Annotated in this window: 11 protein-coding genes; all 11 read left to right on the forward strand. The window is 44.2% G+C overall.

Features of this window, described 5'->3' with window-relative positions:
- Positions 1–303: 303 nt before the first annotated feature.
- The 11 genes from J7E52_RS00485 (at position 304) to J7E52_RS00535 (ending at position 12,985) form a co-directional block, all read left to right on the forward strand.
- Positions 304–1,773 (forward strand): CoA-acylating methylmalonate-semialdehyde dehydrogenase, encoded by a 1,470-nt coding sequence (locus J7E52_RS00485; RefSeq protein ID WP_214743205.1) that lies wholly within the window; start codon positions 304–306, stop codon positions 1,771–1,773.
- A gap of 72 nt (positions 1,774–1,845) precedes the next feature.
- Entirely contained in the window at positions 1,846–2,661 is an 816-nt protein-coding gene (iolB, locus tag J7E52_RS00490; protein ID WP_214743206.1) for a 5-deoxy-glucuronate isomerase, read from the forward strand.
- 22 nt (positions 2,662–2,683) lie between these two features.
- Positions 2,684–3,661, forward strand: coding sequence for a 5-dehydro-2-deoxygluconokinase (gene iolC, locus J7E52_RS00495; protein WP_214743207.1), 978 nt, complete (start codon positions 2,684–2,686; stop codon positions 3,659–3,661).
- A gap of 32 nt (positions 3,662–3,693) precedes the next feature.
- Positions 3,694–5,604: a 3D-(3,5/4)-trihydroxycyclohexane-1,2-dione acylhydrolase (decyclizing) gene (gene iolD, locus J7E52_RS00500; protein ID WP_214743208.1), complete on the forward strand. Its 1,911-nt coding sequence runs from the start codon at positions 3,694–3,696 to the stop codon at positions 5,602–5,604.
- 15 nt (positions 5,605–5,619) lie between these two features.
- Complete coding sequence (gene iolE, locus J7E52_RS00505) at positions 5,620–6,507, forward strand: myo-inosose-2 dehydratase (RefSeq protein WP_214743209.1); 888 nt, start codon at positions 5,620–5,622, stop codon at positions 6,505–6,507.
- A gap of 16 nt (positions 6,508–6,523) precedes the next feature.
- Positions 6,524–7,942: a sugar porter family MFS transporter gene (locus J7E52_RS00510; RefSeq protein WP_309476835.1), complete on the forward strand. Its 1,419-nt coding sequence runs from the start codon at positions 6,524–6,526 to the stop codon at positions 7,940–7,942.
- A 46-nt stretch (positions 7,943–7,988) separates the two neighbouring features.
- A complete protein-coding gene (iolG, locus tag J7E52_RS00515) occupies positions 7,989–9,020 on the forward strand; it encodes a bifunctional inositol 2-dehydrogenase/D-chiro-inositol 1-dehydrogenase (protein ID WP_214743211.1) in 1,032 nt (343 codons plus the stop codon).
- 47 nt (positions 9,021–9,067) lie between these two features.
- Positions 9,068–9,946 (forward strand): sugar phosphate isomerase/epimerase family protein, encoded by an 879-nt coding sequence (locus tag J7E52_RS00520; RefSeq protein WP_214743212.1) that lies wholly within the window; start codon positions 9,068–9,070, stop codon positions 9,944–9,946.
- 4 nt (positions 9,947–9,950) lie between these two features.
- A complete protein-coding gene (iolI, locus tag J7E52_RS00525) occupies positions 9,951–10,796 on the forward strand; it encodes a 2-keto-myo-inositol isomerase (protein ID WP_214743213.1) in 846 nt (281 codons plus the stop codon).
- Positions 10,797–10,837: 41 nt separating this feature from the next.
- Entirely contained in the window at positions 10,838–11,692 is an 855-nt protein-coding gene (gene fba / locus J7E52_RS00530) for a class II fructose-1,6-bisphosphate aldolase (RefSeq protein ID WP_214743214.1), read from the forward strand.
- A 99-nt stretch (positions 11,693–11,791) separates the two neighbouring features.
- Entirely contained in the window at positions 11,792–12,985 is a 1,194-nt protein-coding gene (locus J7E52_RS00535) for an MFS transporter (RefSeq protein ID WP_214743215.1), read from the forward strand.
- The last annotated feature ends 181 nt before the right edge of the window (positions 12,986–13,166 follow it).

Below are 13,166 nucleotides of genomic sequence, written 5' to 3' on the forward strand. Positions count from 1 at the left end.
ATTTCCTTATAAAGTAAATGAAATCGATTTCATCCCGAATCAAGATTATGTACAAGCTATAACAGAAATGGGAGTGGATTGGTCCATACCTTTTCTTCAGGTGGACCTCCTGAAAGAAATGAAATCGATTTCATTCGCAGATTATTAGCTTGGATTTTGGGATCGAGCTAGAAAACTTATTGATTGATCCTAATAAGCAACATGGATGGATTTTTTCCATAGTCAAATGAAATCGATTTCATTGACGGCGATACTTATACTGGCTTGATTCTACAAAATACTTTATTTTAAGGAGGAAAAAACATGTCTTCAGTAACACATGAGGTGAAAAAATTAAAAAATTATATAAATGGTGAGTGGATTGAATCCACTTCAAAGGAAACGGAAATCGTGTTCAACCCTGCAACTGGTGAGGCGATTGCCGAGGTGCCACTTTCAACTAGGGAAGATGTGGATCGTGCGGTTCAAGTGGCGGATGAGGCTTTTAAAAAATGGTCGCAGGTTGCTGTCCCGAAAAGGGCTCGCATATTGTTCAAATATCAGCAGCTTCTTGTGGAAAATTGGGAAGAACTTGCTAAACTGGTCACTATCGAAAATGGTAAAAGCTTATCGGAATCGATGGGTGAAGTACAGCGGGGCATCGAGTGTGTCGAGTTTGCGGCGGGTGCACCTACGCTGATGATGGGAAAACAGCTTCCGGATATCGCGACAAACATTGAATCGGGTATGTACCGTTACCCAATTGGTGTAATCGGCGGTATTACTCCATTTAACTTTCCGATGATGGTCCCTTGCTGGATGTTCCCGCTTGCGATCGCATGTGGCAATACATTCGTGTTAAAGCCATCTGAACGTACCCCTTTGCTTGCAGCACGCATTGTTGAACTGTTTGAGGAAGCAGGTCTTCCTAAAGGAGTACTGAACATTGTTAATGGAGCACATGACGTGGTTAATGGGCTTCTGGAGCATGAAGATGTGAAAGCCATCTCCTTCGTCGGTTCACAGCCAGTGGCGGAATATGTATATAAAACAGGCACGGCTAACTTGAAGCGCGTCCAGGCTCTTGCGGGAGCGAAGAATCACTCGATTGTCTTGAAAGATGCCAATCTTGATATGACGGCCAAGGAAATAACAAGTGCAGCTTTTGGATCGGCCGGTGAGCGTTGCATGGCCGCTGCTGTTGTTGTCGTAGAAGAAAGTGTAGCGGACCAGCTAGTTGAAAAATTGAAACAGGCAGCTGATGCCATTACGATCGGTAATGGTCTGGATGACGGCGTTTTTCTAGGACCTGTGATCCGGGAAGGAGCTAAGAAGAGGACTATTGATTACATCGAATCAGGTATAGCTCAAGGTGCGACCCTTGTACGCGATGGCCGTAAAGACGAGGCAGCAAGCGGCAATGGATATTACCTTGGGGCTACGATTTTTGATCATGTGACACAGGAAATGAAAATCTGGCAAGATGAAATTTTTGCACCAGTGCTCTCCGTTGTCCGTGCAAAAGATTTAACGGAAGCCGTTGAGATTGCCAATGCTTCAGCACTGGCAAACGGGGCTTGCCTTTATACGGACAGTGCAGCTGATGTACGCCAATTCCGTGAAACGATCCATGCCGGGATGTTGGGCATAAACGTGGGTGTTCCAGCACCTATGGCATTCTTCCCATTCTCTGGATATAAAGATTCATTCTATGGTGATCTTCATGCAAATGGAACCGATGGTGTGGAGTTCTATACACGTAAAAAAATGGTCACTGCACGCTACGTGAAATAAGGTGAACGAAAGATATTGCAAGATGGCCCGTTTGGATACGGGCCGGATTTTTTGAAAACCAAGGAGGTACATATGAGTAAACTGCTCCAAAAGCCGGAAAAACAAGAGGTCGCTGAAGGTGTTACAGCCGTTCAATCAGTTACGAAGGGAAATTCTCCTTTAGAATTTGTTGAATTCAAAATAATTGAGTTGGTTCCGAATGCTAGATATTCCGAATTATTAAATAAAACAGAATGCTGCATTGTCGCACTTACGGGAAAAATCAATGTGACTGTAGGCGAAGATGTATACCGTGATTTGGGCACACGAGATAGTGTATTTGATAAAGTGCCGACTGATAGCATTTACGTCTCGAATGATAGAAGTTTTGAATTGGAAGCGATAACCAAAGTCAGAGTGGCACTGTGTTATTCGCCTTCTGATAAGCAACTTCCGACTAAATGGATTAAAGCGGGAGATGTTGATGTGGAACATAGGGGCATTTTGAGCAATAAGCGGATGGTGCATAATATATTACCGGATTCAGCTCCGTATGCGAATAGCCTTCTCGTGGTTGAAGTATATACAGAAAGCGGAAACTGGTCGAGCTATCCCCCGCATAAACATGATCAGGATAACTTACCAAATGAGTCATTATTGGAAGAGTCCTATTATCATGAAGTGAACCCGCCTCAGGGATTCATCTTTCAGCGAGTATATACAGATGACCGTTCGATCGATGAGACCATGTCGGTTGAGAACGGCGATGTCGTACTTGTACCGGCAGGTTATCATCCGGTAGGGGTGCCTGACGGTTATGAATCATATTACTTGAATGTAATGGCCGGTCCGGCAAGGACATGGAAATTCTACAATGATCCCGATCATGAGTGGATCCTGAATCGTTAAAGGAAAAGGAGCTGTTAACCGGATGAACTATACATTTCATGCCGATAAGGAATTTGACTTGATTGCCATTGGCCGTGCTTGCATAGACTTGAATGCCAATGAATATAACCGTCCGATGGAAGAGACCATGACATTCACGAAATACGTTGGCGGTTCACCTGCCAATGTTGCCATCGGAAGTGCGAAATTAGGCTTGAATGTCGGATTCATCGGTAAGCTTGCCGATGACCAGCACGGCCGTTTCATCGAATCTTATATGCGTGAGGCAGGTGTTGATACATCGAATATGATAATCGATCAAGAAGGACATAAAACGGGACTCGCCTTCACCGAAATTAAAAGTCCTGACGAATGCAGTATCCTGATGTATCGGGATGATGTAGCCGACCTTCATTTAGCACCTTCGGAAGTGGATGAAGAATATATCAAAAAATCAAAGATCCTATTGGTTTCAGGGACGGCCTTAGCAAAAAGCCCATCACGTGAGGCCGTTTTAAAAGCAGTCAGCCTTGCGAAAAGAAATGATGTAAAAGTCGTATTTGAATTGGATTACCGTCCTTACACATGGAATTCCATTGAAGAAACCTCCGTTTACTATTCGTTAGTCGCAGAGCAATCAGACATTTTGATTGGCACGCGTGATGAATATGATGTAATGGAAAATACCGAAAAAGGTACAAATGAAGAAACCGTCCGTTACTTGTTTAAACATTCCGCAGACCTGGTCGTCATCAAACACGGCGTCGAGGGTTCATATGCCTATGCCAAATCAGGCGAAGTTTTTACAGCGAAGTCCTATAAAACGAAAGTATTGAAAACATTCGGCGCAGGGGATTCATATGCTTCCGCTTTCTTATATGCGTTAGTGAGCGGAAAAGGGATTGAAAGCGCTTTGAAGTTTGGCAGTGCTTCCGCTTCCATAGTAGTGAGCAAGCACAGCTCATCAGAGGCAATGCCCGTTGCAGAAGAAATCGAGGATTTGATTGCCGAACGCGTGTAAGGAATTTATCTACATAGAGGGGTGAACAGAAGATGGGAACAGTGAGGTTGACGACAGCCCAGGCTTTGATCAAGTTTTTAAATCAGCAGTACATTCATGTTGATGGTGAGGAATCTCCATTTGTAGAAGGGATATTTAATGTATTCGGCCATGGGAATGTCGTTGGTATCGGTCAGGCACTCGAACAGGACGCTGGCCACTTGAAAGTAATTCAAGGAAAGAATGAGCAAGGGATGGCCCATGCAGCAATTGCCTACAGCCGCGAAATGCTCCGAAGGAAAATTTATGCCGTCACTACATCTGCCGGGCCAGGCTCGGCAAACTTGATAGCTGCGGCGGGGACGGCACTTGCCAACAATATTCCTGTCCTCTTGCTTCCTGCTGATACATTTGCGACACGTCAGCCGGATCCGGTTCTTCAGCAACTTGAGCATGAGCATAGTACGGCCATCACCACAAATGACGCTTTTCTGGCAGTATCAAGATATTGGGATCGCGTCACTCGCCCTGAGCAGCTCATGTCCAGTCTGATCCGGGCCTTCGAGGTGATGACCGATCCCGGGAAAGCCGGGCCAGCGACGATATGCATCTCACAGGATGTAGAAGGGGAAGCATTCGATTTCGATGAACATTTTTTTGAAAAACGCGTCCATTATTTAGATCGGAAAGCTCCGGTTGAACGGGAACTGCAAGGAGCTGCCGAGAGAATTAAAGCAAGTAAGAAGCCGATCATCATCGTCGGTGGCGGAGCAAGATATTCCGGAGCTCGGGATATTTTGATGAAGCTGGCAGAAAAGCATAACATTCCACTTGTGGAAACACAGGCAGGTAAATCGACGGTGGAATCATCTTTTTCTAAGAATTTGGGCGGAGTCGGAATTCTCGGTACGATGGCTGCCAATAAGGCTGCACGCCAGGCAGATCTCGTAATTGGTGTCGGGACCCGGTATACGGACTTTACGACTTCTTCCAAAACTGCATTTGATTTTGAAAGGACAAAGTTTTTGAACATTAACGTCAGCCGCCTTCAAACCTATAAATTAGATGGATTTCAGGTCGTCGCCGATGCAAAAGTGGCGCTCGAGAACCTTGAAGAGTTACTAGTGGGCTATGAAACCGAATATGGGGAAATGCTTGGAGATTGGAAGGCGGAGTGGCTTTCCGAACGGACCCGTTTAAGTCAAGTCACTTTCAGCCGTGAAAATTTCATGCCTGAAATCAAAAGCCAGTTTTCACAGCAAGTCTTGAATGAATACTCGGATGCATTGAAAACTGAATTGGCCCAATCCACTGCGATGATTGCAATAAACGATACGGTCGATCAGGAAAGTGTGGTGGTCGGTTCAGCCGGATCACTTCCGGGTGACTTGCAGCGCCTCTGGCATTCAAGCGTGCCAAACACGTACCATCTTGAATATGGATTCTCCTGCATGGGCTACGAAATTGCAGGAACTTTAGGAGCTAAGCTTGCCCATCCAGACCGGGAAGTCTATGCCATGGTAGGGGACGGCAGTTTTCTGATGCTTCATTCGGAATTGATCACAGCCATCCAATATAATCATAAAATCAACATTTTGTTGTTTGATAATTCAGGCTTTGGCTGCATCAATAATCTGCAAATGGAGAATGGCAGCGGAACATATTGCTGTGAGTTCAGAACACATGATAACCAAATTATGAATATTGATTACGCAAAAGTGGCGGAAGGGTACGGAGCCAAAACTTATCGGGCCAATACTGTCGATGAGCTGAAAGCTGCATTGGAGGATGCAAAGAAACAAACGGCATCTACATTAATAGAAATGAAGGTTCTGCCGAAAACGATGACGGATGGTTATGACTCCTGGTGGAATGTTGGCGTGGCAGAGGTCTCGGAACGAGAAAGTATACAAAGGGCATATGAAGCGAGACAAGAGAAATTAAAAATGGCCAAACAATATTAAAAGGGGGCAGCGGAAATGCAGGAGATTTCGTGGGGGATTGCCCCAATTGGCTGGCGTAATGATGACATTCCGGAAATCGGAGCTGAAAACACTTTATCCCACCTTTTAAGCGATATTGTCGTGGCAGGATTTCAGGGGACCGAAGTGGGAGGTTTCTTCCCGGAACCGGCGGTCCTGAATAAAGAGCTGCAGCTTCGGAACTTAAAAATAGCCGGTCAGTGGTTCAGCAGTTTCATCATCCGTGATGGCATCGAAAAAGCAGAACAGGATTTCCATGAACACTGCAAATATTTACAGGCTGTCGATGGAGATGTAGCAGTGGTATCCGAACAGACTTACAGTATCCAAGGCGGAAGGTACGATGTGTTTAAGGAAAAGCCACACTTTACTGATGAAGAATGGGGAATATTGAGTACGGGCCTGAATAGGCTCGGGGATATTGCAGGACTTTACAACTTAAAACTGGTGTATCACCACCACCTGGGGACAGGGGTCCAGACACTGAGTGAAATTGACCGCCTTATGGAAAATACCGAAAAGAAAGTACACCTGTTATATGATACTGGACATATTTATGTATCGGATGGTGATTGCATGTCCCTTCTGCAAAAGCATATCGACCGCATAGGGCACGTTCATTTCAAGGATGTGAGGCATAACGTGCTGGAGCAGTGCAGGAAAGTGGGAAAATCATTTCAAGAATCTTTTTTAGCCGGCATGTTCACAGTGCCTGGTGACGGCTGCATTGACTTTGTGGAAGCTTACCATACATTACTGGAAAATCATTATAAAGGCTGGATTGTAGTAGAGGCGGAACAAGATCCGTCCGTTGCCCATCCATTGGAATACGCATTAATCGCTCGCAAGTATATAAATGACAGGCTGCTCCTAGTTCAAGATTAAAAACCGGAAAGAAGTGATTAATTTGAGTAATGATGGAAATCAGATGGCATTCTTACGCAAGATTATTATTATCTCGACGTTAGGCGGTCTTTTGTTCGGATATGATACTGGTGTCATAAATGGTGCCTTGCCGTTCATGTCCGAAGCGGATCAACTTAACCTTAATTCACTTACGCAAGGACTTGTTGCCAGTTCACTTCTTTTAGGCGCGGCACTTGGAGCGTTTCTGGGAGGCAGGCTCTCGGATTATGCGGGCCGCCGAAAAAACATTCTTTTTCTTTCGGTACTTTTTTTCTTTTCCACCATTGGATGCACGTTTGCACCGAATGTTACGGTCATGATTGCCTGCCGTTTTCTACTCGGCCTTGCGGTAGGTGGGGCGTCAGTAACCGTTCCTACTTATTTGGCGGAAATGTCTCCTGCTGAACGACGCGGCCGGATCGTCACCCAAAATGAATTAATGATTGTTAGCGGACAGCTGCTCGCATTCATCTTCAATGCCATTCTTGGGACAACGATGGGTGACAGTTCACATGTTTGGCGTTACATGCTGGCCATAGCATCACTTCCTGCCATTCTTCTTTTCTTTGGCATGATCAGGTTGCCTGAAAGTCCAAGGTGGCTTGTGTCCAAGAACAAAAATGAAGAGGCCCTGAAGGTTTTGAAAAGAATACGTAAATTGGATGAGGCAGAATCGGAATTTCAGGGAATCAAGGCGACATTCGAAAAAGAGAACCATGTTAAAAAAGCTACATATAAAGATTTGACCGTCCCATGGATACGGAGAATCGTCTTTCTAGGAATCGGGATTGCCATCGTTCAGCAAATAACGGGCGTTAATTCTATCATGTACTATGGTACCCAAATTTTAAAAGATGCAGGGTTTGAGACAAAAGCTGCTTTGATCGGAAATATTGCAAACGGTATCATTTCTGTTTTGGCAACGTTTTTAGGTATTTGGCTGCTTGGTAAAATCGGGCGCCGTCCAATGCTCTTAACCGGTTTGATCGGGACTACGACCACATTGCTATTGATTGGGGTCTTATCTTCCCTTCTTGAAGGGACGGCTGCCCTTCCCTATATCATTTTGTCCTTGACTGTCACTTTCCTTGCCTTCCAGCAGGGGGCCATTTCACCGGTTACCTGGTTGATGCTTTCAGAGATCTTCCCGCTTCAAGTACGTGGGCTCGGTATGGGTGTCACCGTATTTTTCCTTTGGGTCGTAAACTTTCTAATCGGCTTAACATTCCCGGTTTTACTAGATAAAGTCGGATTGTCTTCAACATTTTATATCTTTTTCGCTTTAGGCATCATGGCTATCATCTTTGTGAAAAAATGGTTACCGGAAACTAGAGGACTTACACTTGAACAGCTTGAACAAAACTTCCGCAATCATGGAAAAGAATCTGCTAAGGAAATGACAAAAATAATTTAGAGTTATAGAGAAATAAACCAGATACGTATAAAGGAGGAATATGATCATGACATTAAATATTGGTGTAATAGGAACGGGTGCCATCGGCCGGGAGCATATTAAAAGAATTACAGACAAATTATCCGGAGGGAAAATTGTGGCTGTAACCGATGTGAATGAAGAGGCGGCAAGGCAGGTCGTGAAACAATATGGACTTGAGGCACTTGTATATCCGGATGACAAATCACTCGTAAACTCGGAAAATGTCGATGCAGTACTTGTTACGAGTTGGGGACCTGCACATGAGCAAAACGTATTGAATGCGATTGAGGCTGGCAAATATGTATTCTGTGAAAAGCCACTGGCGACAACGGCGGAAGGCTGCAGGAGAATTGCCGAAGCTGAAATGAAACACGGGAAGCGTTTGGTGCAAGTTGGTTTTATGCGACGTTATGATAGCGGTTACGTCCAACTGAAAGAAGCCATTGATAGAAATGAAATTGGCGACCCCCTCATGGTCCGCTGTGTACACCGCAATCCAGAAGTGGATGATAAATATACGACGGAAATGGCGGTCGTTGATACTTTGATTCATGAGATTGATGTATTGCATTGGTTAATCAGCGATGATTACAAATCAGTTCAAGTCATTTACCCGAAGAAAGCAAGCCGCGCGCATGCTAACTTAAAAGATCCCCAGCTCATCATAATGGAAACGAAGAGCGGGATTGTCATTCAAGCTGAAGTATTCGTGAATTGCAAGTATGGCTATGACATCCAATGTGAAGTCATTGGTGAGGACGGTGTTGCATATCTTCCTGAACCAGCGAGCATCGTGACAAGGAAAGGCGCAAAACGCAGCACGGATATCTTGGTAGATTGGAAAGATCGTTTTATGGATGCATATGACATAGAATTGCAGGATTTCATAGATTCCATTATAAAGACAGGTCAGCCGAATGGTCCGACTTCATGGGACGGATACATTGCTGCCGTAACAGCTGATGCTTGTGTAAAAGCACAAGGGTCCGGTCAGAAAGAATCCGTTGATTTAGAAGAGAAGCCAGTTTTTTATACGGGGAAAATCACTGTACAGTAAACGTTAACAGGCATTGAAACGAAAAAAAAATTATAGGGGGAACGACAATGAAACTAGCTTTGGATCCTACGATGTATGCCAATTTATCATTAAAAGAAATGGTCAATAAAACGGCGGAACTTGGGTATGAATATATCGAACTGTCACCGAGGGAAGATTTTTGCCCATTCTATAAATATCCTAAAGTGGATAAGGAACAGATTAAGAATTTGAAACGGTGGTGCAGTGACGCAGGTGTGAAGATATCATCCTTGCTTCCGCTTTACTACTGGGCCGGTCCTGATGAGGAAAGGCGCCAGGCGGCAGTCCGTAATTGGAAACGTGCCATTGAAGTGGCAGTGGAATTGGATGTTGACTTGATGAATAGTGAATTTAACGGATCTAAATTCAATGAAGTTATCTGTGAAGAGAAATTCATTAAATCAATGGATGAGCTCATCCCGGTATTTGAACGGGAAGGCGTTAAACTTAATTTGCAGGCGCACCCATTCGATTTCATCGAAACGCATGAAGGAGCGATGGATATGATCCGTGCCCTTGACCGTTCTTGGATCAACCTTGTGTATTCAACCGCACATACATTTTTCTATGATGATGGCAAAGGCGATATTGCCCCTATGTTCGATTCTGCCGGGGATCGCCTGCAGCATGTCTTGTTTGCAGATACATTCAATCATAAAGCATCCAACGGACTCCGTTATATCGTCAATCCTCCGGGTGTCGAGGCAACCGTCCACCAGCATTTAAACATCGGCGAAGCGGAAGTTGACTTTGATACGATCTTCAAAAAACTGAAAGAAATGAATTTTGACGGCATCGCGACAAATGCGGTATTTGCTTGGATCGACAAAGCAGACTGGTCAAGTAAGCTTATGCTTCAAAAGATGAGAGACGGATTGGGTTTAGCAGAAAGAATTGGAGGCTGATAAAATGAAACTTTGTTTCAACCAAGCGACCACACTTGAAAATTCCAACTTGGTCAAAGATCTCAAATACTGTGAAAAACACGGTTACGATTATATCGAAATCCGTACCATGGATAAATTGCCTGAGTATTTGGAAGAGCACACAATTGAAGAACTAGCCGAATTTTTTAATGCAAATCATATTAAACCACTTGCCTTCAACGCACTCGTATTCTTTAATAACCGCGATGATGACGGCCATAAGGCGATAATAGCCGAATTTAAAAACATGCTGATCATGGCGGAGAAATTGGGTGTGAAATATGTGGTGGCTGTTCCGCTTGTAACGGAAGCGAAAATATTGAAAGAAGATATTAAAAACAGCTGTGTGGAAGTATTGACTGAGCTTTCCGAGATAGCTGAACCGTTTGGCGTTAAAATTGCAGTGGAATTTGTCGGGCATCCGCAATGTACTGTGAATACATTCGGTCAAGCATACGATATAGTTGAAACAGTCAACCGTGATAATGTCGGGTTGGTGCTGGACTGTTTTCACTTCCATGCCATGGGTTCCAGTTTGGAAGACTTGAAGAAAGCGGATGGGACGAAAATCTTCATTTTACACATTGATGATACAGAGGATTTTCCGATCGGTTTCTTGACGGATGAAGACCGGGTATGGCCTGGACATGGTGCCATAGATTTAGACAGCATATTAACCATCTTAAAGGGAATTGGTTATTCTGATGTCGCCTCTGTGGAATTGTTCCGTCCAGAATATTATGAACTCGATGCCGAAGAAGTAATTGAGACCGCAAAAGAAACGACAATTCAAGTTATTTCGAAATACTTTGCACTACAGAACGCGTGAGTGGATCATGATAATCTCGGGAATAAGGGGGTGATGGAATAATGCCTTTAGTATCAATGAGAGAGATGCTTTTAAAAGCAAAAGCAGAAGGGTATGCTGTGGGTCAATACAATATTAATGGTCTGGCATTCGCACAGTCGTTTTTACAGGCTGCCAATGAGGAACGAGCGCCGATCATACTTGCGGCATCAGACAGGCTTGTTGATTATCTTGGCGGATTTAAAACGGTTGCCGCTATGGTAAAAAGCCTTATGGAAGAAATGGATATTACGGTTCCGGTTGCCCTTCATCTTGATCATGGAATGGATGTGGAACGCTGCAAGAAAGCGATAGATGCGGGTTTTACTTCGGTCATGATCGATTGCTCACATCATCCAATAGATGTAAATATTGAAATCACCAAAATGGTTGTCGACTATGCCCGGAAGAGCGGAGTTTCCGTTGAGGCGGAAGTGGGGACAGTCGGTGGGACGGAAGATGGGCTCGTCGGAGGTATTCAATATGCAGATCCCCATGAATGCACGAGGATTGTAAAAGAGACGGAAATAGATGCACTAGCGGCTGCTTTGGGTTCGGTTCATGGCCCATATCAAGGAGAACCTAAACTCGGTTTTGCGGAAATGGAATTAATTTCGAACATGACGAATGTGCCTCTCGTCTTACATGGAGGCTCTGGTATTCCGCTGCACCAAATCAAAAAAACAATTGAACTTGGACATGCTAAAATAAACGTCAATACCGAAAGCATACAAGTGTGGGCAAAAACGATTCGGGAAGTATTGGCCGTTGAAGGAAAAGTATACGAGCCTCGCGCCATCATCACACCGGCGAAAGAAGCCATCATCTCCGTCGTGAAGAGAAAAATGGCAGAGTTCAATACAAGTGGAAAGGCTTAAGAATGAAAAGGTGTTCCCGATTACATTGCGGGCACCTTTTTGTATATTCACTTTTTGCATGATGGTGAAAATGGTTCGCTGGTCAGAGGAGGTGGTGCAATGACTTTATTACATACCGCACGAAATAGATTTTTGTTTTTAGTGCTCTCATTCATTTTTTGGTTTTCCAATTTCATCTATATTCCCATTTTATCTCCTTACCTTGAGACGATTGGAGGGGATTATACATTTATCGGCATTGTATTAGGCAGTTATGGGCTGATGCAATTTCTCTTCAGGCTTCCGTTCGGAATCTTTTCCGACCTCATAAAAGTCAGAAAACCGTTTATTATCTTTGGTATGGTCGTGAGTACGTTGAGTTGCGTGACATTTGCATGGGCCGATAGTTTAGGCTGGATCCTTTTGGCCCGCTCGTTAGCTGGAGTTGCCGCCGCAACGTGGGTAGCGTTCACCATTTTATTTTCCAGCTACTTTTTAGAACGTGATCTTCACCGAGCGATGGGCAGTATCTCGTTGGCTGTGGTTCTGGCACAGCTGCTTGGAATGGTGGTCAGCGGATACATTGTCGATCTATGGGGATGGCACGCGCCTTTTTGGATGGGAGGACTCATTGGTTTCGTGGGTATCGTCCTTTCCCTTTTTATTTACGAATCGAACGAAGATTTTCAGAAAGAGCCCATTCAATTGAAAGAGCTTATATCAGTCATGCTTGAACCGGCACTTTTAAAAGTATCATTTCTATCCATTCTTGCACATGGCATCATCTTCACGACAATGTTCGGCTTCACCCCAGCATATGCTGTAAAGCTTGGGCTCCAGACTGATGAGATCAGCATGGTCATCTTTTCATTCATGATTCCTCATGCCATTGCCACCATTCTTAGCGGGAAAACGTTCGTACCATTATTCGGACAATGGAAGTTACTGAAATTAGCTTTCGGCCTAACGTCCATTTCTACAGCATGTACGCCATTAATAGATACAAAAGGAATGCTTTTTCTGCTTCAAGGGTTGAATGGATTCTCATTGGGCACTCTTTTTCCATTGTTTTTAGGAATGGCGGTGGAGTCGATCCCCCCTGAAAAAAGGGCAACGGCCATGGGGGCATATCAAGCAATCTACGCGATTGGTATGTTTGCTGGACCTTTCATTGCAGGAGTATTGATTTCGCATGTAGGTCTTTCAGCAGGATTTTATTTCGCGGGGTCATTAGGTTTAACCGCTGTGTTCTTTATGATTGTATGGAGTCGCCTTGAAAGGAAAGCAACAAAACATGATTTGAAATTGAATTAAGCGATTTTGTAAGTGATGCTAGTTCTAGGAGGCGCACTTATGAAGGTTGGTTTAGTTACTGATATTTTAGGTTACATGCCATTTTAAGAGATGCTGGATACGTATGAGGATCAGGGAATTGGATGCGGCAATTGGTTGGATGCTCCAAATTACGATCTCGATGGACTTCTTGGCAGTGCGG

Origin of the sequence: Bacillus sp. ISL-34 (assembly GCF_018613325.1) — a bacterium.
Lineage (GTDB): Bacteria > Bacillota > Bacilli > Bacillales > DSM-1321 > Peribacillus.

Coding starts and splice junctions, on each gene's coding strand:
- J7E52_RS00485 (WP_214743205.1), top strand. CDS start 304: ATGTCTTCAGTAACACATGAGGTGAAAAAATTAAAAAATTATATAAAT.
- iolB (WP_214743206.1), top strand. CDS start 1,846: ATGAGTAAACTGCTCCAAAAGCCGGAAAAACAAGAGGTCGCTGAAGGT.
- iolC (WP_214743207.1), top strand. CDS start 2,684: ATGAACTATACATTTCATGCCGATAAGGAATTTGACTTGATTGCCATT.
- iolD (WP_214743208.1), top strand. CDS start 3,694: ATGGGAACAGTGAGGTTGACGACAGCCCAGGCTTTGATCAAGTTTTTA.
- iolE (WP_214743209.1), top strand. CDS start 5,620: ATGCAGGAGATTTCGTGGGGGATTGCCCCAATTGGCTGGCGTAATGAT.
- iolG (WP_214743211.1), top strand. CDS start 7,989: ATGACATTAAATATTGGTGTAATAGGAACGGGTGCCATCGGCCGGGAG.
- J7E52_RS00520 (WP_214743212.1), top strand. CDS start 9,068: ATGAAACTAGCTTTGGATCCTACGATGTATGCCAATTTATCATTAAAA.
- iolI (WP_214743213.1), top strand. CDS start 9,951: ATGAAACTTTGTTTCAACCAAGCGACCACACTTGAAAATTCCAACTTG.
- fba (WP_214743214.1), top strand. CDS start 10,838: ATGCCTTTAGTATCAATGAGAGAGATGCTTTTAAAAGCAAAAGCAGAA.
- J7E52_RS00535 (WP_214743215.1), top strand. CDS start 11,792: ATGACTTTATTACATACCGCACGAAATAGATTTTTGTTTTTAGTGCTC.